This is a genomic window from Corynebacterium axilliensis (assembly GCF_046097495.1).
Classification (GTDB): domain Bacteria; phylum Actinomycetota; class Actinomycetes; order Mycobacteriales; family Mycobacteriaceae; genus Corynebacterium.
This window is the reverse complement of sequence record NZ_CP175768.1, coordinates 830,423-852,732: the sequence shown is the minus strand read 5'-3', so window position 1 is coordinate 852,732 and position 22,310 is coordinate 830,423. Positions and strand designations below refer to the sequence as shown.

19 protein-coding genes and 1 pseudogene are annotated in these 22,310 nt (G+C 63.6%); 11 read left to right on the top strand and 9 right to left on the bottom strand.

The features are described 5' to 3' along the window. Positions 1–49: 49 nt before the first annotated feature. The 4 genes from ACKFR8_RS04140 to ACKFR8_RS04125 all read right to left on the bottom strand — a co-directional run bounded on the left by ACKFR8_RS04140 (position 50) and on the right by ACKFR8_RS04125 (position 3,726). A complete protein-coding gene (locus ACKFR8_RS04140; protein ID WP_408930644.1) occupies positions 50–445 on the bottom strand; it encodes a hypothetical protein in 396 nt (131 codons plus the stop codon). Between the two features lie 42 nt (positions 446–487). Then, complete coding sequence (locus tag ACKFR8_RS04135) at positions 488–907, bottom strand: hypothetical protein (RefSeq protein ID WP_408930643.1); 420 nt, start codon at positions 905–907, stop codon at positions 488–490. 339 nt (positions 908–1,246) lie between these two features. Then, positions 1,247–2,626, bottom strand: coding sequence for a mycothione reductase (mtr, locus tag ACKFR8_RS04130; RefSeq protein ID WP_408930642.1), 1,380 nt, complete (start codon positions 2,624–2,626; stop codon positions 1,247–1,249). A 104-nt stretch (positions 2,627–2,730) separates the two neighbouring features. Then, on the bottom strand, positions 2,731–3,726 hold the full coding sequence (locus tag ACKFR8_RS04125) for an alpha/beta hydrolase (RefSeq protein ID WP_408930641.1): 996 nt from the start codon (positions 3,724–3,726) through the stop codon (positions 2,731–2,733). Between the two features lie 288 nt (positions 3,727–4,014). Here ACKFR8_RS04125 and mqo point away from each other — a divergent pair. Further along, a pseudogene (gene mqo / locus ACKFR8_RS04120) lies at positions 4,015–5,518 on the top strand (malate dehydrogenase (quinone)). Positions 5,519–5,799: 281 nt separating this feature from the next. Here the strand turns inward: mqo and ACKFR8_RS04115 are convergent. Together ACKFR8_RS04115 and ACKFR8_RS04110 are read right to left on the bottom strand one after the other, a co-directional pair. Then, positions 5,800–7,143 carry a protein adenylyltransferase SelO family protein gene (locus ACKFR8_RS04115; RefSeq protein WP_408930983.1) on the bottom strand — a complete coding sequence of 448 codons (1,344 nt, stop codon included), beginning with the start codon at positions 7,141–7,143 and terminating at the stop codon, positions 5,800–5,802. A gap of 53 nt (positions 7,144–7,196) precedes the next feature. Beyond that, a complete protein-coding gene (locus ACKFR8_RS04110) occupies positions 7,197–8,015 on the bottom strand; it encodes a PhzF family phenazine biosynthesis protein (RefSeq protein WP_408930640.1) in 819 nt (272 codons plus the stop codon). 83 nt (positions 8,016–8,098) lie between these two features. On the opposite strand from ACKFR8_RS04110, the gene ACKFR8_RS04105 reads away from it, so the two are divergent. Next, entirely contained in the window at positions 8,099–9,412 is a 1,314-nt protein-coding gene (locus tag ACKFR8_RS04105; protein ID WP_408930639.1) for a DUF4921 family protein, read from the top strand. Positions 9,413–9,422: 10 nt separating this feature from the next. On the opposite strand, the gene ACKFR8_RS04100 is transcribed toward ACKFR8_RS04105, so the two are convergent. Next, entirely contained in the window at positions 9,423–10,547 is a 1,125-nt protein-coding gene (locus ACKFR8_RS04100) for an ATP-binding protein (protein ID WP_306506783.1), read from the bottom strand. A gap of 77 nt (positions 10,548–10,624) precedes the next feature. Continuing rightward, entirely contained in the window at positions 10,625–11,344 is a 720-nt protein-coding gene (gene yaaA, locus ACKFR8_RS04095) for a peroxide stress protein YaaA (protein ID WP_306506784.1), read from the bottom strand. A 32-nt stretch (positions 11,345–11,376) separates the two neighbouring features. On the opposite strand from yaaA, the gene ACKFR8_RS04090 reads away from it, so the two are divergent. Together ACKFR8_RS04090 and ACKFR8_RS04085 are read left to right on the top strand one after the other, a co-directional pair. Beyond that, the gene (locus tag ACKFR8_RS04090; RefSeq protein ID WP_408930638.1) at positions 11,377–13,119 is read left to right on the top strand and encodes a proline--tRNA ligase; all 1,743 of its coding nucleotides are present in this window, start codon (positions 11,377–11,379) and stop codon (positions 13,117–13,119) included. A 20-nt stretch (positions 13,120–13,139) separates the two neighbouring features. Then, on the top strand, positions 13,140–13,523 hold the full coding sequence (locus ACKFR8_RS04085) for a DoxX family protein (protein WP_306506786.1): 384 nt from the start codon (positions 13,140–13,142) through the stop codon (positions 13,521–13,523). Positions 13,524–13,551: 28 nt separating this feature from the next. Here ACKFR8_RS04085 and ACKFR8_RS04080 read toward each other — a convergent pair whose 3' ends face one another. Further along, positions 13,552–14,439 (bottom strand): hypothetical protein, encoded by an 888-nt coding sequence (locus ACKFR8_RS04080; RefSeq protein ID WP_296130784.1) that lies wholly within the window; start codon positions 14,437–14,439, stop codon positions 13,552–13,554. Positions 14,440–14,476: 37 nt separating this feature from the next. Here ACKFR8_RS04080 and rimP point away from each other — a divergent pair, with 37 nt between their 5' ends. The 7 genes from rimP (at position 14,477) to ACKFR8_RS04045 (ending at position 22,291) form a co-directional block, all read left to right on the top strand. Further along, entirely contained in the window at positions 14,477–15,043 is a 567-nt protein-coding gene (gene rimP / locus ACKFR8_RS04075) for a ribosome maturation factor RimP (protein ID WP_306506787.1), read from the top strand. A 3-nt stretch (positions 15,044–15,046) separates the two neighbouring features. Next, positions 15,047–16,063, top strand: a complete 1,017-nt coding sequence (nusA, locus tag ACKFR8_RS04070) for a transcription termination factor NusA (RefSeq protein ID WP_296130789.1) — start codon at positions 15,047–15,049, stop codon at positions 16,061–16,063. A 123-nt stretch (positions 16,064–16,186) separates the two neighbouring features. Next, entirely contained in the window at positions 16,187–16,534 is a 348-nt protein-coding gene (locus tag ACKFR8_RS04065; RefSeq protein ID WP_408930637.1) for a YlxR family protein, read from the top strand. A gap of 108 nt (positions 16,535–16,642) precedes the next feature. Then, positions 16,643–19,354 (top strand): translation initiation factor IF-2, encoded by a 2,712-nt coding sequence (infB, locus tag ACKFR8_RS04060; protein WP_408930636.1) that lies wholly within the window; start codon positions 16,643–16,645, stop codon positions 19,352–19,354. A gap of 216 nt (positions 19,355–19,570) precedes the next feature. After that, positions 19,571–20,014: a 30S ribosome-binding factor RbfA gene (rbfA, locus tag ACKFR8_RS04055; RefSeq protein ID WP_306506789.1), complete on the top strand. Its 444-nt coding sequence runs from the start codon at positions 19,571–19,573 to the stop codon at positions 20,012–20,014. Beyond that, on the top strand, positions 20,015–20,977 hold the full coding sequence (locus tag ACKFR8_RS04050; RefSeq protein ID WP_306506790.1) for a DHH family phosphoesterase: 963 nt from the start codon (positions 20,015–20,017) through the stop codon (positions 20,975–20,977). Beyond that, positions 20,978–22,291: an MATE family efflux transporter gene (locus ACKFR8_RS04045; protein ID WP_306506791.1), complete on the top strand. Its 1,314-nt coding sequence runs from the start codon at positions 20,978–20,980 to the stop codon at positions 22,289–22,291. It abuts the gene before it with no gap. Positions 22,292–22,310 lie beyond the last annotated feature (19 nt).

The following is a 22,310-nucleotide window of genomic DNA, read 5'->3' as shown; positions in this document are numbered from 1 at the left end:
AAGCGCCCAGCTCCCAGGGAAGGAGCGGGCGCATAGTTCGCGCTAGTGTTTAGCGGAAGATCGGGTCCAGAACGTGGGCCGGAACGATGTGGTTGTACACAGCGAAGTTGTATGCAGCAACCAGGGCGCTGGCAACAGCGGTGCCGATTGCGGTGTACAGACCAGCGGTGGCAACCTTTGCCCACGGTGCGCGGTTCGGGTCGGTCTCCTTGCCGAAGTTGTCGGCGCCGGTGACGCCCTTGTCAGCGTCGAGGGCCTCGCCCCACTTGGAGGACAGGGTAGCATCCTCGTCCTTGTTCTCCTTGACCTCGTCGCCAGCGGAGGAGATGACGGAGGAGAGGTTGTCCTCGTTCTCGCCCTCAGCGGCGAAAGCAACGGAGGAGCCGGCGAATGCGACGGAAACGGCGGTTGCAGCAGCAACAGCAGCGGTGCGGAAGTTACGCATGGAAATTATGCCTTTCGGGGATATTTGGGTGGTCGCGTTGTCTTAGAAGGACGGGCCGTGAACGAAGAAGTTGTACACAACGCCGATGAGGCCGATGACAGAAGCGACGGCGCTTGCAACGCCCACGCCGTAAGCGGTCTTTGCCCAGTTCGGCTGGTCAGCAATGGTCTCGCACTCAGCTTCGGTCTCGTCGGCATCGCAGTTCTCGTGCTTGGAAGAACCGAAGATGGCCTGGCCGTTGGCCTCGGAGTGGATGTCCTCCTTGCCGAACCAGTTGCCAACCTTGGAGGACAGGGAAGCCTTGTAATCCTCCGGGGTCGTATCGGCCTTGCCGTTCGGAGCGGTCTTAGACTGGTTCTCAACGTTGGTCGGAGCGGCGTCCTGAGCGAAAGCGACGGTGGAGCCGCCGAAGGTCAGTGCGAGAGCGGTAGCGCCGGCGACGGCTGCATTGCGGATACGCATATCAAAAGTCCTTAAAGTCGTACGTCCAAGGCCTTTCCGGAGGAAAGACCTCGTTTCACAGGGATAGGGATGAAAAGGAGTATCCCCAAAACACACATGAGCCGGTGAGAGCATCGGCTCGTCGGTGTCTGTGTAAAACCTAGCGAACGTCCAGACGGAATGCACGTTATGTTGCGGTATATTTTCGCCAAGCCGCTTCTTTACCCCCGAATGGAGCTATTTTCTGAGAATTCTCTGACAGTGTTGCGGTGGGTAAAGTGCGCGGTAGCGGGCATATTGCCTGAAAGCGGGCAGGGCTAAAAGTTTCTTCGTGAAATAAGTCACGTAACGGGTTGGTAACTACCAGTCCAATCCCAGGACAGCGTTTTCTACGACCTCTGGCAGCGCCGGGTGGATCCAATACTGTGAGCGAGCGAACTCGCGCATGTCGATGTCGTAGGCCATGGCGGTAATCAGCTGCTGGATAAGCGTTGACGCCTGCGGTCCCATGAGGTGCGCGCCCAGGAGCCTGCCAGTGGCACGGTCGGCGACGAGCTTGCACAGGCCGGTGGAGTCCTCCATCGCCCATCCATAGGCCACGTCCCCAAAGCGCTGAACCTTTACCGCAACGTCGTAGCCTTGCTCCTTGGCTTGGTCCTCTGTAAGGCCCACCGTTGCAATCTGTGGGTGCGTAAAGATGGCGGCGGGGACGTGCTCGTGGGGCATGGGCTGCAGATCCTCTGGGTGTAGCAGGTTGTGCTGCACTGCGCGCTGCTCCGCGTTGGCCACGTGCTTGAGCATGTAGGGCGAGGAGACATCCCCCAGGGCCCACACGCCCTCACACGTCGTGTGGCCATACTCGTCGACCTTGATGCGGCCGTCCTCGTGCATCTCGATACCACTGTTGTCTAGGTCCATCTGGTCGCCGTTGGGGCGGCGCCCGGTGGCGACAAGGATGGCATCGGCTTCGAGCACCTCGCCCGTATCGAGCTTAAGTCGAACGCCCGAGCCGGCTGCCTCCAGCGACGTGCCGGTGCCAATGCGGACGTCGAAGCGCTCGCGCGCGATCTCGTTAAAACGGGCGCTGAGGTCCGAGTCCAGGAATCGCAGCAGTGTCTCGGAGCGGTTGATCACCGTTACCTTGGTACCCAGGCCATCAAAGACGTGCGCGAATTCCATGGCGATGTAGCCGCCGCCGACGACGATGAGGCTCTCGGGGTGCTTCGGCAGGCGCATGATGTCCTCGTTGGTGTGGACCGGAACGTCTGCGCTGGCATACGGCTCTGGCAGCACTGGGCGCGAGCCTGCGGCAATGACGATCTGGTCTCCGGTGACGACGTCGTTGCCCACCTGTAGTGTCTTTGGCCCGATGAATCGGGCGTGCTGATCAAAGACCGTAATATTGGGCGTCTCGTCGCCGCGGCGGTACGCCTCGCCGCCCTGCGCAATCTGGTCAATGCGGTTGTGGAAGACACGGGAGACAATACCGTCCCAATCCACGGAATCGACGTGGGCGCTGACCCCCAAGCGCTCACCGGTGCGCGCGGCTAGTGCGACGTCGGCAGCGTAGACATACATCTTGGTCGGGATGCAGCCCACGTTGAGACAGGTTCCACCAAACGTTCCCTTTTCGATGATGGCAATCTTCTGGTCATCAAACTCGGGGGAAGGAATGGAGTTGCCGGAGCCGGTGCCGATAATAACTAGGTCGAAATGCTCTGCGTTAGTCATAGGGGACATTGTAGGCAGAGCTCGCGGTAGGCAACGCGAGGACAGAGCGCGCACAGGATACGGAACGGCTGTTCCTTCTCTTATTCCCTCTTATTTCGCTCTTTTCCGGCGTCCTAGTCCTCCGGCAGGATGGTGCGCAGCCATGTTTCGGTGGTGGTGAAGACCTCCTCCAGCGGGGCGGGGCGCGACAAGAATAGATCGTGGCGGCCATCCGGAATCGGGTGCAGCGTGTAGTGCGAGCTGAGCTCCTTGGCCCACCGCTGGCTCTGCTTCACGTCCACGATGACGTCGGCCGTGTTCGTGGATTCGGAGTACTCCTTACCCAGTTCGGAGCGGCCCGAGGTCATGGTGAGCAGCGGCACCCCCATATCGACGTGTCCGGAGTGAATCGCGTCGAAGCCGCGGAACACCGCAGCGACCCACCCCAGGTACTTTGTGTGGCCGCCCATGGGTTTCATCTCTAGGTCGAAGTCCCACTCGCCGTGCTCGGTGACGTGTACCGATTCGCCGTACGTGGTCAGGTCGCCGGCGGGAATTTCCAGGCGCGGGGCTACCTTGACGCCGGCGTACACTGCGTGCTTGGCCAACTCGTAGACGGAGTTCGACATTCCCATCATCGCCAGCCACGGGCTATTAAATACGACTCCAGAGATGCGCTGGAAGCGCTCCGGGTCGGTGCGGCGGAGGCGGTCCATCCACAGCGCCACGATGGTGCCCGCGGTGGAGTGTGCCATGATCACCACATTCTGGTTGGGGAGGGCGTCGAGAGTCGCGTTCAGGTCCGCGTCGTAATAGTGCAGGTCACTAATGTAGTGCCAGGTCTGGCCCGCGCGGTGGGAGCGGCCGCACTTGCGCAGGTCCACCGCGTAATAGGCGTAGCCGCGCTCGTAGAAGTACTCGGCAACATGGCTGTGAAAAAAGTAGTCCGTCATGCCGTGAACCCACACTAGGGCCGGGCGATCGTCGTGCGCATCGCCGTTGGGGCAGTAGCGGACGAGCGTTGCGCAGACGTCGCCCTCGCCGTCGGGGTCGGGACCCAATTCGAGGGGTGCGGATTGGAAGTTGGGGCCGAGGATATCTTCGTGCCACGCGAGCGCATCATAAGTCATGGGTTACATGATAGGACGTGAAAGTATATTTAGTGGCCGGCCGCGATGTATCGCGCGGTTATGTTCTACACCACATAGGGGTAGTGGATTCAAAAACGGGCATTTATTTCACTAGAAACGCCTATTTCACATGTGGGGGCGTAAAGTGGGGAGTTAATGCTTGATGGTTCTGTAGCTTCTGGCCCCTGCAGAACTGCCGAGCGCACCGCATCGCACCCCGCACTGTCTGCAGTGTGAGGGGGCAAAAGACCACATCGAAGATATCGATTCAAAGAGGTAATAAATACAGTGTCCTCCGACAAGAAGACAGCACAAGTAGTAGACGAGGTCGAGGTTGCCCTCATCGGTGCCGGCATCATGAGCGCCACCCTGGGCGCTATGCTGCGTGAGCTCGAACCCAGCTGGACGCAGATGGTCTTCGAGCGTCTCGATGGCCCGGCATTGGAATCCTCCTCCCCGTGGAACAACGCTGGTACCGGTCACTCCGCACTGTGCGAGCTGAACTACACCCCGGAAAAGAACGGCCGCATTGATGTCTCCAAGGCAATGAACATCAATGAGAAGTTCCAGGTCTCCCGCCAGTTCTGGTCCCACCAGCTCAACAACGGCATCCTGACGGACCCGCGCGCCTTCATCAACCCGGTGCCGCACGTCTCCTTCGCGCAGGGCACCATCCAGGTGGATTACCTCAAGCGTCGCTTCGATGCGCTGAAGGACAACCACATGTTCCCGAACATGCAGTTCAGCGATGATGACGCCACCTTCCAGGAGAAGCTGCCGCTCATGTCTGAGGGCCGTGACTTCTCCTCCCAGAAGGTCGCCATCTCCTGGACCGATGCCGGTACTGACGTCAACTTCGGTGCACTCACCAAGCAGTTCCTCACCGCGGCCAAGGCATCCGGCACCGAGATCCGCTATGGACACGAGGTCGTGGACATCAAGCGCGACGGCCCCAAGTGGCGCGTGGTGGCCAAGAACCTGCACACCGGTGACTACACCGCCGTGCACGCCAAGTTCGTCTTCGTCGGTGCGGGCGGCTACGCGCTCGACCTGCTGCGCAAGGCAGGCGTGCGCGAGGTCTCCGGTTTCGCGGGCTTCCCGGTCTCCGGCCTGTGGCTGCGCGCCAAGAACCCGGAGCTGGTCAAGCGCCACCACGCCAAGGTTTACGGCAAGGCTGCCGTCGGCGCCCCGCCGATGTCCGTGCCGCACCTGGATACCCGCGTCATCGACGGCGAGGAAGGCCTGCTCTTTGGTCCGTACGGTGGCTGGTCCCCGAAGTTCCTGAAGAAGGGCTCCTACCTGGACCTGTTTAAGTCCATCCGCCCGGGCAACCTCACCTCCTACCTGGGCGTTGCCGCGCAGGAGTTCGGCCTGACCAAGTACCTGGTCTCCGAGGTGCTCAAGGACTTCGACAAGCGCGTCGAGACCCTCAAGGAGTACGTCCCGAACGCAGAATCCGGCCGACTGGGAGACTGTCGTGGCAGGCCAGCGCGTCCAGGTGATCAAGCCGGCGGGTGCCCCGCAGTTCGGTTCCCTCGAGTTCGGCACCACCCTGATCAACAACCCGGAGGGCAGCATCGCCGGTCTGCTCGGCGCATCCCCGGGCGCGTCCATTACCCCGGCCGTCATGGTGGAGCTGCTGGAGCGTTGCTTCGGCGAGCACATGATCCAGTGGGGCGACAAGATCCAGGAGATGATCCCGTCCTACGGCACCAAGCTCTCCAAAGACAAGAAGCTCTACGCCGAGATGTGGGAGTACACCCAGAAGACCCTCAAGCTCGACGCTCAGTAGGCCTGAGAGGACCCTTCCTGACAGGAACCTTTCAGTATCTGGCAGGAAGCGTTCAGTCTGAAAGAACGCTTCCCTAAGGACGACACTCCATACTTATGTTGTGCGTTTGAGAGAGCGCATGCGAGAGATAGAGAGAACCCCAGCCGCGCGGGGCGGTCGGCGTGAGAAACCGACCGGGAGCGCGGCAGTGAGAGATAGAGACGCATCAACGCCCCGGGCTCCGTTCCCTTTCCTGCGGAGGCCCCGGGGCGCTGGTGTGTTTTCTGTGTTTTCGTCCCCCCTTAAGTGCCGCAGTACGTCAGGTATCCCTCGGTGCCTCCGGGCTGCTCGTAGTCGGGCGCCGGCGTATAGGGGTGGGTGACGGCGTCGAGCAGGTGGGGGAACGAGGAGACGTCCTCAAGCGCTGCCTCCACCAACCGAGGGCGCGGCACCACGCGGGGAGTGTGGGTGGCGCGCGGCGCGCTGGCGCAGTACTTATCGACGAATTCCTCGTCACCCCACAGAGCGTCCGCCCGACTGCGGTCGCCGCCCGCAGCTTCTGCCAGCGCCAGGTTCGCCTGCGTGAGATCCGGGCTGTGGGCGCTTAGCGCTGCCACGTAGTCCTCCAAAAGTGACTCCGGCAGGGACAGCCGCCGCGCTGCCTCAGCGCAGCGGGCCTGGTGATAGCGCTGGCCAAAGCCATTAATGGCCTCCTGTGCCCAGGCCAGTCCGTCCTCCGGAGTATCGCCCAGAATCGGCAGCATCGACTCTGCCAGGCGCGCTAGGCTCCAACCCAGCATGTCCGGCTGGCGGCCAAAGCGGTAGCGCCCGCCCCGGTCGATGGAGCTAAAGCAGGTATTGAGGTCGAAGTTTTCCATGAAGGCGCAGGGACCATAGTCAATGGTCTCCCCAGAAAGCGTGGTGTTGTCCGTGTTCATCACGCCATGCACAAAGCCCAGCTGCATCCACCCCGCCACGGTAGCGGCCTGGGCGTCCATGACGCGGGTGAACAGCTCGCGGTAGTCGGCGCCGGGGTAGTGGCGCTCAATGGTGTAGTCCGCCAGTTCCTGCAGCAGGTTGGGCTGATTGGTGTGGGCAGCCTGAGCCGCGAAGTGGAAGGAGCCGACGCGGATGTGGCTGGAGGCCACGCGTACCAGCACGCCGGCTTCTTCGATGATCTGGCGCTGGATGGGCCGGCCAGTGGCGATGACCGCGAGCGAGCGTGTGGTGGGTACGCCGAGCGCATGCATGGCCTCAGAGAAGAGGTATTCACGCAGCATGGAGCGCAGCGTGCCGCGGCCGTCGGAGCCGTAGCGCGAGTACGGGGTCAGCCCGGTGCCCTTGGCGTGGAGATCCCACAATCCCGTGGGGTTCTGGACCGTGGTGGGGCCGGTGACTTCTCCGAGGAGCAGCGCGCGGCCATCGCCCATCGTGGGGTTGTACTGGCCAAACTGGAAGCCCGCGTAGGCCATGGCGTGGGCCGGGCTCTCGTCGGCGGTGCCGCCGACGCCGTGGCCGAGGAGGAACTCGAGGCCTTCCGGGCTGCGCAGCCACTTGGGGTCGAAGCCCAACTGCACGGCTAAGTCTTCGTTGAGGGCGATGATGCGCGGGGCGGGTTGTTCCTCGCCGCGGCTTAACGCCGCCATGCCGGGAAGCCGGGCGGCCCATTCGTGGTGGATGGTGGGCCTAGACGGTGCCGTCACTGAACTTCACCTGCCTCGAGGGTCCCGCGGACACGAATGTGGGCCCTGCCGCCGACCCAGATATTTTCGCCGTCGTCGGCGATGTGCACCAGTCCGCTGCGGCCCACCTGCCCGCCTTGGGTCGCGGTATAGCGCTCCGGGACCGCGCCCTTGGCCCGCAGGAACTGTGCGGCGCCGCCGTTGAAGGAGCCGGTGACGGGGTCCTCGAACTGCCCGGTGATGGCGCGCACCTCGTACGCGGGGGAATCGCCGCCGCTGAGCCCCACCACGCCGACCTTCACGCCGGGGGTGGGCGTGGGGTCCAGCGCGCGGACGGCCGCAGCGGAGTCCAGCTGCACCAGCCGCCACCCCGGGCCGTTATCCACCCATCCCGAGTCCACGACGTCCTCGGCGGAGATTCCGAGCACCGCAGCTGCCTCGCTCAGCTCTTTCTCCGTGAAGGCCTCGGAGCGCACCAAGGGCGGGGTGGCAAACGCGAAGCGCCCCTCCTCCTGCCGCACGGTCACCAACCCCACGCCGCACTCCTGCACCACGGAGCCAGTCGCACCGCTGAGCTCCGCAAAGACCCGCGCCGTACCCAGCGTCGGGTGCCCGGCAAAGGGAAACTCTTCGTGCGGGGTGAAAATACGCACGCGGTAGTCCGCGCCCGGCTCGGTAGGAGAGCACAGGAACGTGGTCTCCGAAAAGTTGGTCCAGTTCGCGATGCGCTGCATCTCCTCGGCGCTTAAGCCATCGGCGTCCGCCACCACGGCCAACGGATTGCCGCTAAAAGGGCCGGTGGCAAAGACATCTACTTCGAAGAATTGGTGCTGCATGGCGCCCCATTCTAGTAGCATGCGGCGACATCGCTGCGACACTGCGGGGGCACTGCGGGCTCGTGCGGTCTACTGTGGGCACCATGAGCGAAGCACTCTTTAGCCGCGTCGAACCTATCCAGACCATGGCGGATGGCACCGTCAAGCAGGTCAACCCGTTCTCCGGGACCGAGGTCTGGACAGTGCCGGGCCGGGGCAACCGCCCGCTGGCGCGCCCGGGGAAGGACCCGCAGCCGCTGACCGCGGACGCGCCGACGCACACCTGCGCTTTCTGTTCAGGAAGAATGCTGGACACCCCACCGGAGAAGTCCCGCATTGTGAATTCCGGGGAGATTCAGCGCGGGCTCCTGCCACACGAGCTGGACAACTCTGAGCCGGCCTTCCGCCGCGTGCCCAACCTCTTTGAGATCGTCTCCTATGACTACTGGCACGATAACTACGGCTTTACCATGGACTCTGAGCTGGCCCAGTTCAAGGAGCGCTACGAGGCCGATCCGGCCGGGCGCGAGCACGTCCTCAACGTTGTGCGCACCAAGCTGAAGGCCGCGGGCAAGGACGCGGAGCTTGACGACGTTTCTCTGCTCGCCTTAGCCGACGGCTTCTTCGGCGGCGGACACGACGTCATCATCGGCGCGCGGCACTTCGTTGATGGCGCGACCGACGATAGTCAGCTGGCGTCCTCCGGCACGTTGAGCCCCGACGAGCATTTCCTGCTGACCTCTTTTACCGCGGAATCCACCCGGGAGCTCTACCAGCGCAACCGCTACGCGGCCTATGTGTCGGTGTTCCAGAACTGGCTGGCGCCGGCCGGTGCGTCCTTCGATCACCTGCACAAGCAGCTGGTGGCCATCGATGCGTTGGGCATGGCCGCGCACCAGGAAAACGGCATTCTGCGCGCGCACCCCAACATGTACAACGACTGGGCGGTCGGCTACGCCGCACAGCGCAACCTCGTCATAGCGGAAAATGACTACGCCGTGCTCTTCGCGGGCTTTGGCCACCGCTATCCCACGCTGGAGATCTATTCCAAGTCCCAACGCTGCGAACCCTGGGAGCAAACCCCGGGGGAGGTGCGCGGAATGTCGGATCTCATCCACGCCGCGCATGCTGCCGTGGGACCCGACGTGGCGTGCAACGAGGAATGGCACCACCGGCCTCCCAGCATGGACCTGCCCCAGCCGTGGCGGGTGATGATTAAGCTGCGCGTGTCCACCCTGGCCGGCTTCGAGGGCGGCACGAAGGTCTACATCAACACCATCTCCCCGTGGGGGCTGCGGGACCGCATTGTGGACGCCATGTTCCGCCTGCGCGAGCGCGGCAAGATCGCTTCCGGCATCGCGATTGCCACCGAGTGCGAGCTCAAGCGCAATAGTTTGCGCTATAACCCGCTGGTGTAGTCGTTCATGGTTAGTCCACGTAGGTTTGTTCGCCGCCTGCGTGAAGATAATTGCGGAGGTACGGAAGGGCGAGAGCAACTGTGCCGTGCCGTGGGGCGTCGATAAGCCCCTGCTCTAGCAAACGTGCGCGCACCTCACTGAGAGACGTCGTCGTTGTCTTGAGTTCGTGAGCAATAGCGCCAGAGGTGGCCGTCCCCGCCTCATCAGCTATGTTCGCCAGAGCGTGTAGGTACTCAAGTTGGCGTTGGCTGAGTGCGCGTACCGCAGGATCATGCACTTGGGTTCCCATTGTCGTGATTGCTTCACCAAGAACAGCGTTGACGGTTGTTGAGGTAATGGTCGTTTCACTGGCTTGTGACGCGGCGTTCCAGGCCAAGTATCCGATGAGCTGGATGAGGAAGGGATAGCCGTGGCTAGCTTCAGTAGCGCCGTGTGCGGCTTCGTCGTTGAAGGCAATAGATGTTAATGCTGCCGTATCTTTGAAAGCACTGGTGGTAGCTTGCGGGTTAACAGGTCCTAGGTGAAATCTGCGGGCACGACGCAAAAACGTTGTTCCAGGCAGGTGCAGGAGCTTGTCAACACCGGCAGTAAGCCCTGCCATCACAATGGCAACGTCGAGTTCATCGCGAACAAGATGCTGGAATGCGACTGCGATGCTCTCAAGGTCATGAGGATCGGCGTCCTGGATCTCATCGATAGTAAGAAGAATTCCGCTGTCTCGGAGATGCTCGGAGAGCTCGCGTAAGCGTGATTCCAGTGTTGGGACTGGTGGCGTACCGATTTCCTCAGTGCCAATGCCGCCGAGGCCCGCAATGCGTATGTCCTTGATTCGACGGGTTGATGGAGAAGACAGCTGGTTGATCTTTTCTGGAATGATGGAGTCGATGAGCTGGGTGACTGAATTGCTCCGGCCACTGACTCGAATAACAGCCCAACCTTGTTGGGCTGCGAGGTCCTCGAGCTCAGTCAACAAGACTGTTTTGCCCATCCCACGGTGACCGCTAATAAGCATTGCGCGGTTAGGGTTGCCAACTCCTCCGTCGAGCCCAACCGTGAAGTCATTGAGGACCGCACTGCGGCCAGCCCACTTAAGTGGACTGGCGCCAAAGGTTGGGCGAAAAGGGTTTCCAGTCATGCTGAAAGTATAGAGCAGTCAGATAAATTGATAAATAGATAAATCGGCGGGCGTAGATAAATTGATAAATAGATAAATCAGATCACGAGTACCAGTTCGCTGCCGCGCATTTCGGTATTCATGCCAGCTTCCTGGGCTATGTGGGCGGCGTCCTCGAGGGAGGAGACGCTCTCGCCCTGAAGAGCCAGTACGCGTGCTAGTTCGCCCTTGTAGTGCTTGTTGAAGTGAGAGACCACCTTGCGGGAGCCATCCTCCTGCACGGACTCCACGCGGACCGTCGCCGCCTCCTTGAGCTTGCCCAGCTGCTGATAGGTGCCGGAGCGCATGTCGATGATGAGCTGCTCGCTCGAAAGCGCACGCAACTCGTCGCTAATGGCACTGCCCCAGCGTGACTTCAACGTGCGCCCGCCCAGCTTGGTGCCGCCGGAGAGGCGGTAGTGGGGGATGAGGTCGTCCGCGCGCACGAGCCCGAACAGTGCATCGCCCACCGCCAGGAACTCGCGGGCGTCCGCATCAAGAGTGGGGGCATCGAGGGCGTCGTAGAGCACGCCCGTAAATCGTTCGAGGGCCGGCATCGTCGGAGAAGTCTCCAGCGCGCGGTTGGACTCTGCCTCCCCGCGAAGCTTTTCCGAGATCTTGAGGACCTTAAGTGCCTCGTCGACGTCGAGAGCCGCCAGCTCAGCGGCAATCTCGCGGCGTACAGGATTCAACTCAGGAAAGGACAGTGCATCCCAGTCCAGGGGTGCGCCGCTTCCGCCGTGGGCTTTGGTCTCAGAAGGTGGGAGGATGATGAGCATGGCTACATGCTAGCGATGTAGACTGAGCAACCATGATTACACGTCTATCTGAGCTTTTCCTCCGCACCCTTCGCGAGGATCCGGCAGATGCCGAAGTTCCTAGCCACAAGCTTCTTGTCCGTGCAGGTTACGTCCGCCGCGCCGCGCCGGGCGTCTACACGTGGCTGCCGCTGGGCCTGCGCGCGATGCGCAAGATCGAGGACGTGATCCGGGAAGAGATGAACGCCATCGGCGGCCAGGAAATGCTCTTCCCGGCGCTGCTGCCGCGCGAGCCTTATGAGACCTCGAACCGCTGGACCGAGTACGGCGACAACCTGTTCCGCCTTAAGGACCGCAAGGGTACCGACATGCTCCTGGGACCGACGCACGAGGAGATGTTCGCCACTGCGGTCAAGGACATGTACTCCTCCTACAAGGACTTCCCGGTCACGCTGTACCAGATCCAGACGAAGTACCGCGACGAGGAGCGCCCGCGCGCCGGCGTGCTGCGCGGCCGCGAGTTCACCATGAAGGATTCCTACTCCTTCGACATGTCAGATGAGGGCCTGGACCAGTCCTACGCGCGCCACCGCAAGGCCTACCAGAACATCTTCAACCGCCTGGAGATCGACTACGCCATCTGCAAGGCCACCTCCGGTGCCATGGGTGGCTCCGCCTCCGAGGAGTTCCTCGCCGTCTCCGAGGTGGGCGAGGACACCTTCGTCCGCGCCACCGAGGGCGACTATGCCGCCAACGTGGAAGCTGTCGTTACCCAGGCGCCGGCGGAGATCCCGCTGGAGGGCCAGCCGGAGGCGCAGGAGTATGACACCCCGGATGCACCCACCATCGAGTCCCTCGTGGAGTGGGCCAATGGAGAGGGCATTACTGTCGCGGGCCGCGCGGTCACCGCTGCCGATACTCTCAAGTGCATGATGATGAAGGTGGCCCAGCCCGCCGCCACCGAAGAAGACCGAGAGTGGGAGCTGGCCGCAGTTCTCATCCCGGGCGACCGTGAGCTGGATGAGAAGCGCCTCGAGGCCTCTCTGGAGCCGGCGGAGTTCGAGCTCGCTGGCGAGGCCGACTTTAAGAAGAACTCCTTCTTGGTCAAGGGCTACGTGGGCCCGCGCGCTCTCAACGCGAACGAGGTCAAGGTCTACGCCGACCCGCGGGTGGTCTCCGGTACTTCCTGGATTACTGGCGCGGACGCCGCGAACCGCCACGTCGTGGGCTGCGTTGCCGGCCGCGACTTCACCGTGGACGAGTTCATCGAAGCCGCCGAGGTCAAGGAAGGCGACCCGGCCCCGAACGGCCAGGGCACCCTGACCCTGGAGCGCGGCATCGAGCTGGGCCACATCTTCCAGCTGGGGCGCAAGTACACCGAGGCCTTCGACGTTCAGATCTTGGATGAGAACGGCAAGCGTGCCGTGCCCACCATGGGCTCCTACGGCATCGGTGTCACCCGCATGCTCGCCGTCTTGGCGGAGCAGCGCCACGACGACAAGGGCCTCAACTGGCCGGTCGCCGTCGCGCCGTATCAGGTGCACGTGGCCGTGGCGAACAAGGACGCCGCAGCCATGGAGGCGGGCAAGAAGCTGGTGGAAGACCTCGACCGCGCCGGCGTGGAGGTGCTCTTCGACGACCGTCCGAAGGTCTCCCCGGGCGTGAAGTTCAAGGACGCGGAGCTGCTGGGCATGCCGTTCATCGCCATCCTGGGCCGCTCCTTCGCCGACGGGATTATCGAGCTGCGCATCCGCGGCGGCGAAACCCGCGAGGTACCCGCGGATCAGAATCGTTGACACCCTGCAGGAGCTTATCCATGACTAAGGCAGTACGAGGTATGGCAGCGGCACTGACCGCTATGGGCGTGTTGCACTTTGCCAAGCCACAGCCCTTCGAGTCCATCATCCCGCCGGAGCTGCCGGGGCCGGCACGCCTCTACAACTTCGTCTCCGGCGCGTGGGAGATCGCCACGGGCGCGCTGCTGGCTAACCGCCGCACCCAGGAGTGGGGCGGGCTGTCCGCCTTCGCGTTGCTCGCGGCCGTGTGGCCGGCGAACTTCTACCATGCACGCAAGGAGCTTGCTGGTGGCACGGCGCCGACGGGGAAGAAGATCTACCACGCGCTGCGCCTTCCGCTACAGATCCCGGCCCTGGCCTTTGCCTGGTCGATCTTCCGCGGTCGGCAGCGCGGCACGAAATAGCCCAGCGAAATAGCCCAGTGAGCGCGAACTAGGCCGTATGGAAGCGGTGCGACTGCGCCGCGACCTCGATGAGCCAGCGCCGCCAGGCGTTGGTGGCCTCCGCGTCGCTATCGCTGCCCGCGGTGCCGGCAGCCTGTGCTGCGGCGTCCGTCCACTTCAGTGTGTCGTTGTGGGCGAGGGCATCCACGAAGGCTCGGGCAGAGTCGGCATCTCCGGGCAGTTCGCCCGCGGTGGGCGAGTACGCCGCGGCCGGCTGGGGCACAGGCCCCTGCTCCTCGAGGCGCTTCTGCAGCTGCAGGATGCGCCGTTCGTGGACGTCGAGGCGCTCATCAATGTCCGCCTCCTGGTCGGGGGCGGCGTAGGAGCGGGCGAAATCCAAGCCGTAGACCTGCTCGTATTCCCACTCCAGAAGGTCGGTGGCCTGGTCGATCTCCGGCTTGGTCAGCTCGGGGGCTTCCGCGGCGTCGTCGCCGGTCCAGGCCTCCAGCGCGATGGCCTGGGCGGTGACCAGCGCCCGGGACTCGGAGGAGACGTGGTTGAGCTGGTCTTCGGTGGCCACGGCGGCGTCGTCAAGCACTGCATGTACTGCGTGCGCCGCGTCCTCACTGGGTACGTCTCGGGCCGGGACGTCACGGTCCACCGCGCAGGAGCGCGGCGCTTGGCCGTCCTCGTTGCGCCCGCAGAGGCGGTCGATCTCCGCGTAGAGCTCGTCTGCCTGCTGGGAGCGCAGCGCCGCGGCATCGGCGTCGAGCTCCTGGAGGGCTGTGGCATCCGCGCTGGCGGACTGCGCCAGCTTAGTCAGCGCTGGGTCGGCGCGGGGGCCAAAGTAATCGACCACAGCGTCGGTGGCCTGGCAACCACTCAGCCACGGCAGGGAGGTCAGGAGCAGGGCGGGGACAACTACACGGCGGTTCACCCGAAAGACCCTACCTGCTTGACCTACGCTAGAGCGCATGGCATTCCCAACTTCCGCGCAATTGACCGAGATTCTTCAGCCCGTGGTCGCCGCGCGTGGCCTCGATATCGAGGACGTGAAAACCACGCGTGCCGGTAAGAAATCACAGGTCATTATCCGTATCGACGGAGACGAGCGTCCCAGCTCCGATCTCATCGAAGAGCTCTCGCAGGAGATTTCCGCGTTGTTCGACGCCAAGGAGGAGGCCGGGGACCTCAACTTCGGTGCCGGCTACACCCTGGAGGTGTCCACCCCCGGCGTGGACTTCCCGCTGACCCAGCCGCGTCACTGGCGCCGCAACCGCGGGCGTCTGGTGGGCTATGCGCTTCTCGACGCCCCCGATACCACCCACGTCGCACGCATCGGCGCGCTGTCTGACGACGAGCAGTCCGTGGCGCTCATCACGACCGTGAAGAAGGAGGTGCGTTTTCAGGTCGAGCGATTGGAAAATATCACCCGTGCAGTGGTAGAAATTGAATTTGCTCAGCCTCCGGCAGCGGAGGGTGAGGCAGCAATGCAGACGTTTGATTACGCCGAGCAGAACTCGGTGTACCGAGAGGATTAATAAGTGAATATCGATCTTGAGGCACTTCGTACGATTGAGCGCGAGCGTGGCGTCCACGTCAAGGACCTGCTCGAAGCAATCGCGGGTGCCCTTTTGTATTCCTACCTGGACTACCGCGCCGAGTCGGCCGAGACCAAGGCCGCCGGCACCAAGTCGCGCGTGGACATCGACGCCGACAGCGGTGCGGTCAGCGTCATCGTTACCGAGAGCGACCCGGAAACCGGCGAGGTAAGCAGCGAATACGACGATACTCCGGAGAACTTTGGCCGCATCGGCGCTCAAGCCGTTCGTGATGCCATCCTGCGCAAGCTGCGCGAAAACGAGGCGGAGCGCACCTACGATTCCTACTCCGAGCTGACCGGCACGGTGGTCTCGGGCGTGGTGCAGCGCGATATCCACGCCAACAAGCGCGGTGTCGTGGTAGTGCAGCTGGGCACCGAGCACGATTCGCAGGACGCCATCCTGCTGCCGGCCGAGCAGCTCCCAGGGGAGAAGCTGGAGCACGGTGACCGCATCAAGGCCTACGTGGTGGGTGTTAACCGCAACGGCGCGAAGGTGCAGATCACCCTGTCCCGCACGCACCCGGAGCTGGTGCGCGGCCTTTTCGAACTGGAGATCCCAGAGGTGGCCGACGGCACCGTGGAGCTCATCGCCATCGCCCGCGAGGCGGGTCACCGCTCCAAGGTCGCCGTCGTGGGGCACGCCAAGGGGCTCAACGCTAAGGGCGCCTGCATCGGCCCGAAGGGCGCTCGCGTCAGCAACATCATGCGCGAGCTGGGCGGCGAGAAGATCGACATCATCGACTTCAATGAGGACCCCAGCGTTTACGTGGGCAACGCCCTGGCGCCGTCCAAGGTCGTGCGTGTGGAGATTCTCGACGCCGAAGCGCAGGTGGCGCAGGTCACGGTGCCGGACTACCAGCTCTCGCTGGCCATCGGCAAGGAAGGCCAGAACGCCCGCCTCGCTGCCCGCCTGACCGGATGGAAGATTGACATCCACTCCGACGCCGCACGCGACTAGGGCGAGCCGAGCAGAAGCTAGATCCCAGATTAAAGGTTTAGCTTCTTTTCGCGTAGAATAGCCAACGGCCCACATGCAGGAATGCTGTGGCGTGGTACGAATCGCGATGCGTGAAGGAGTTGGATGTCTCAGGGACACACTCGGGGACACCGCCTCCGCACCTGCATCGCGACGCGTCGCAGGTATCCCGACACGGAGCTATTGCGGGTTGTAGCCGATAGGAACGACCCCACCGGCCGCCGTGTCGTTCCAGATCCAGGCCGCCGCCTCCCCGGCAGGGGAGCGTGGATTCGCCCGGACCTGGAGGCAGTAGAGCTGGCGGAGCGCACCAAGGCCTTTCGGCGAGCGCTCCGATTGTCCACCGACGTGGACACAGGTCACGTACGTGAGTATCTGGCTGCTCAGCAGCAGGTGCTATCGGCGGGCTCACGCCCGTGCGAGCCAGAGTTAAAAAGGAAGACCGAACACTGATGAGCGCACAACGATGAAGCAGCATCAGCGATGACAGTCCATAGCCATTAACTAGGGGTCAGGCCGTTTCCGCGGCCTTGGCTCCTAGGAAGATTGAAGAGGAGACAAGTGCCCGGAAAGCTACGTGTACACGAGTTGGCAAAGCAGCTCGGCGTAACCAGCAAGGAACTACTCGCCACGCTGAAGGAGCAGGGCGAGTTCGTCAAGACGGCATCCTCCACCATCGAACCCCCGGTGGTGAAGAAGATGCGCGCGCACTACGAGGCCAAGGGCGGCAACGAAGGCGCGACCAAGCCTGCGGACAAGAAGCCTTCTGACAAGAAGACCGCAGAGAAGAAGCCCGCTAAGCCGGGCCCGAAGCCGGGTAGCGCCGCGGCCCCGAAGCCGGAGGCCCCGAAGCCCTCGAACGCCCCGAAGCCGGGCGCCGCAGCGAAGCAGGGCAACGCTCCCAAGCCAGGTGCGGCCCCGAAGCCGGGCGGCGCTCCGAAGCCGGGTGCTGGCCCCAAGCCGGGCGGCGCTCCGAAGCCGGGTGCTCAGCAGAAGAAGAGCGGCCCGACCCCGCGTTCCATGCCGAAGCCGGGCGGCTCCCGCCGCGTGGCTAATAACCCGTTCTCCACGGGCGGCTCCAGCGATCGCCCGAGCCCCGGACCGCGTCCGGGCGGCACCAAGGGTGGCCAGCGCAATGGCAACCGGGGTGGCCAGCGCCCGCAGGGTGAAGGCAACAAGGGCGGCGGCCGTCGTCCGTCGCCGGCAATGATGCCGTCCCACCCGAACCCGGCCAGCATGCCGGCCAAGTCCTCCGGTGGCAATGGCGGCGGTGGCCGCGGTCGCGGCGGACGTGGCGGCCCGGGTCAGCGTGGCCCGGGTGGCTTCCGCGGTGGTCGTGGCGGACGTCGCGGCGGCACCGCTGGTGCGTTCGGCCGTCCCGGTGGCGCACCGCGTCGCGGTAAGAAGTCGAAGCGTCAGAAGCGCCATGAGTTTGAGGAGCAGCAGAAGCACGAGGTAGGCGGCGTACGTCTGCCTGACGGCGGCGGCAAGGTCGTGCGCCTGCGTCGCGGTGCTTCGCTGGCTGACTTCGCCGAGAAGATCGGTGCAGATCCGGCAGCGCTGGTCCAGGCACTGTTCAACCTTGGTGAGATGGTGACCGCAACGGCCTCCGTCTCCGAGGACACCCTGCAGCTGCTGGGCTCCGAGATTAACTACGAGGTTCAGGTCGTCTCCCCGGAGGATGAGGACCGTGAGCTGCTCGAGTCCTTCGACCTGCAGTTCGGCGAGGACGAGGGCGGCGAGGAAGCCTTGGAGAAGCGCCCGCCGGTCGTGACCGTCATGGGTCACGTCGACCACGGTAAGACCCGCTTGCTCGATACCATCCGTAAGACCAACGAGCGCGAGGGTGAGGCCGGTGGCATCACCCAGGGCATCGGCGCCTACCAGACCACGGTGGATCTGGAGGAAGGCGACCGCACCATCACGTTCCTGGATACCCCGGGTCACGAGGCGTTTACCGCCATGCGTGCCCGCGGTGCCAAGTCCACTGACTTGGCCATCCTTGTTGTCGCTGCTGACGACGGCGTGATGCCGCAGACCGTGGAGGCCATCAACCACGCCAAGGCGGCGGACATCCCGGTGGTCGTGGCTGTCAACAAGATTGATAAGCCCGAAGCGCAGCCGGACAAGATCCGTGGCCAGCTCACCGAGTACGGCCTGGTGCCGGAGGAGTACGGCGGCGACACGATGTTCGTGGACATTTCTGCGAAGAACAACCAGAACATCGACGAGCTGCTGGAGGCTGTCATTCTGACTGCCGACGCTGCTCTGGAGCTCACCGCCAACCCGGACATGGACGCGCAGGGTGCTGCCATTGAGGCGCACCTCGACCGCGGCCGCGGTCCGGTGGCGACCGTCATCATTCAGCGCGGTACGCTGCGCGTCGGTGACTCCATCGTCGTCGGTGACGCCCACGGTCGTGTGCGCCGTATGCTCGACGAGTTCGGCAACGACGTGGAAGAGGCCGGTCCGTCCCGTCCGGTTCAGGTCCAGGGCCTCAACGGCGTCCCGGGCGCCGGCGACAACCTCCTGGTGGTCGAGGACGACCGTGTGGCGCGCCAGATTGCTGCGCAGCGCGACGCTCGCAAGCGTTCCGCGATGCAGGCCAAGGCACGCAAGCGCGTCTCCCTCGAGGACCTGGATGCGGTGCTCAAGGAGACCTCCACGCTCAACCTCATTCTCAAGGGCGACAACGCCGGTTCGGTGGAGGCCCTGGAGGATGCCCTGCTGGACATCGAGGTCGACGACGAGGTGCAGCTCAACATCATCGACCGTGGTGTTGGTGCGGTCACCCAGACTAACGTCTCCCTGGCTGCGGCTTCCGACGCCGTGATTATTGCCTTCAACGTTCGCGCTGAGGGTAAGGCCACCGAGGAGGCCAACGCTGAGGGCGTGGACATCCGCTACTACACGGTGATCTACCGCGCCATCGAAGAGGTGGAGGCTGCTCTCAAGGGCATGCTCAAGCCCATCTATGAGGAGCGCGACACCGGCGCCGCCGAGATCCGCGCGCTGTTCAAGTCCTCCGCCGTCGGCACCATCGCCGGCTGCATGGTTACCGAGGGCAAGGTCAAGCGCAACGGCAAGGTACGCCTTGTCCGCGACGGCAACGTCATCACGTCCGATGCGAAGATCGAGTCGCTGCGCCACGAGAAGGACGACGCAAACGAGATCAACGCCGGCTACGAGTGCGGTATGGTGCTGTCCTACCCGGATATCCAGGTGGGCGACATCATCCAGGCCTACGAAGAGGTCGAGGTCCCGCGCGACTAGTTGCGTGATTCCGCTCCTTAACGGAGCCGAAGCATAAAGGCGAAGCCCAGCCAGGAAATCCTGGCTGGGCTTCGCCATTTTTGTCTACTTTGCGGCAGCGTGAGTGCGACAGCCCGAGTGCGACAGCGTGAATTACTTTCTCGGCGGTTTCGGCAGGCGGTGTCGGATCGGTATCCTAGAGTGGTTGTTAAGAGCAGTACACGAAGGAGCTACAACATGGTTGATCACGCACGCGCCGCGCGTATGGCCAAGCGCATCCAGGCAATCGTGGCCAGCGCCATCGAGCACCAGGTGAAGGACCGCCGCTTGGAGCTGGTGACTATCACCGATGCCCGCGTCACTGGTGACTTGCACGACGCCACCGTGTACTACACCGTGCGCGGCAAGAACATTGACGCCGAGCCGGACTTTGACCAGGCTGCAGAGGCTCTGCACCGCGCGAAAGGCCAGCTCCGCAAGATTGTCGGCGACCAGTTGTCGGTGCGCTTTACCCCGACGCTGGCCTTCGAGCTGGACACCGTTCCGGAGGCCTCCGCGCACATGGAGGATCTTTTGGCCCGGGCTCGCGCACGCGACGAGGAGCTGGCGAAGCTGAAGGAAAACGCTACCCCGGCCGGTGAGGCGAACCCGTACAAGACCTCGGAGAAGGAAGAGGACTAAGTGTCGCGCACGAACTACGAAGCAGCGGCGGATGCGCTGGTCCAGGCCAGTAGCATTTGCATCATTACGCACCTGCGGCCCGATGCCGATGCCGTAGGCTCCGCCGCGGCTTTGACCCTGGCCCTGCGCCAGCGCGGTAAGCAGACGCGCACGGTGATTGGCCAGCGCCGCGAGATTTCTTCCAATCTGTTCTCCATCCCGACCGTGGATGAGATTGAACTGGTTGATGAATTGCCGCAGGGCTACGACTTGTACGTGACCCTGGACTGCGGCTCGCTCGACCGCACGGGTTCCCTCATGGACGCCATTGAAGCCAAGGCAGCCGCAGGGCGGGTGCTGTGCATTGACCATCATTCCTCTAACCCGGGCTTCGGCTCCATCAACGTGGTGGACCCGGTCTGCGAGTCCACCACGGTCGTGTTGCTCGATATCCTGGATAGGTTGTCCGTGCAGATCGACCGAGTCATTGCGCACTGCCTGTACGCCGGACTGGTCACTGACACCGGCAGCTTCCGCTGGGGTCGCCCCGCGATGCATGACATCGCCGCGCGGCTCATGTTGTACGGGCTCGACACCAAGCAGATCGCCATGGAGCTCATGGACTCCAATTCGGCCGATGACATCCAGATGATTGGCCGGGTCCTCGCCGGGCTGTCCATCGAGGACGCCGGTGAACACCGCCTCGCCGTATTGTTCGTGCCTTATGAGGAAGTACGCACGCACGCCGATTCCGCCATCGAATCTTTCGTGGACTACGTGCGCGCGCTCAAGGGCACGGATATCGGCGTCGTATTTAAGGAACAGGCCCCCGAGGTCTGGGCAGTGTCGCTGCGTTCCTCCGAGGTCAATTGCGCCGAGGTGGCGCTGACCTTCGGTGGCGGCGGCCACGTCCCAGCCGCCGGCTATACCGCCCACGGCACCCCGGAGGACGTTACCGCACAATTGGTAGGTGCACTGTCCTAAATGACTGCGGACCAACCCGTTGGAGAGCACCCCGTTAAGGTCACCGCGGGTGAGGTCTTTCGCCTCGCAATTCCAGCCCTTGGCGTGCTCGCGGCCATGCCGCTGTACCTGCTGCTCGACACTGCCGTGGTGGGCCGCCTTGGCGCCGGCGAGCTAGCGTCCTTGGGCGCGGCGGCTACGCTGCACTCGGTGGTGACGACTCAGCTGACCTTCTTGTCTTATGGCACCACGGCCCGCGCCTCGCGGCTTTACGGTGCGGGCAAGCGCGAGGAGGCCGTGGCCGAAGGCGTCCAAGCCACGTGGGTCGCGGTGGGCGTCGGCCTGCTGCTGGCCACCATCATGTGGCTCTTCGCTGGAACCTTCGCCACGTGGCTCACCGGCAACCCGGACACTGCCCGGGGTACTGCTTTGTGGCTGCGCATCGCGGCCTTCGCCATCCCGCTCACGCTCATTGAGATGGCCGGCAACGGCTGGATGAGAGGAGTGCAAAACACCCGCAAGCCTTTGTACTTCACCCTGGCTGGAATGATTCCCGGCGCCATCGCGGTGCCCATCTTCGTGCACTTGTGGGGACTGGCGGGATCTGCCATCGCCACGGTCCTGGGCATGGGGATCATCGCGTGCTTCTTCCTCATGGAGTTGCGCCGCGAACATACCGGGTCCTGGGCAGTGAAGTGGGACGTCGTGCGCCGCCAGTTAGTTCTTGGCCGGGACCTCATCGTGCGCTCGCTGAGCTTCCAGGTGGCGTTCCTGTCGGCGGCTGCCGTGGCCTCCCGCATTGGCACGGCGCAGCTGGCAGCGCACCAGATCATGATGCAGATGTGGAACTTCCTGTCCCTCGTGCTCGACTCGCTGGCCATTGCCGCCCAGGCGCTCACCGGAGCGGCGCTGGGAGCAGGTTCTGCTCGCTACGCCCGCACGGTGGGTACCAAGGTGACCTTGTACTCCACGTGCTTCTCCGTGTCGCTAGCGGCCGTGCTGGCCCTCGGCTCGCAGTTCATCCCGCACATCTTCACTACCAGCCCGGAGGTCCTCCACGTCATTGCCGGCCCGTGGTGGGTGATGACCTTCCTCGTGGTCATTGGTGGCGTGCTGTTCGCGCTCGACGGAGTGCTGCTCGGCGCGGGCGACGCAGCGTTCCTGCGCACCCTGACCCTGGGAGCGGTGCTCCTCGGCTTCCTGCCGGGAGTGTGGCTGGCCTACGCCCTCGACGCAGGTCTGGCCGGGGTATGGGGTGGCATCGCCGCCTTCATCCTCATCCGCATGCTCGGTGTGGTGTGGCGCTTCTACTCCATGCGGTGGGCTAGGGTCTGAGGTCACGGGTTTCGGCCGA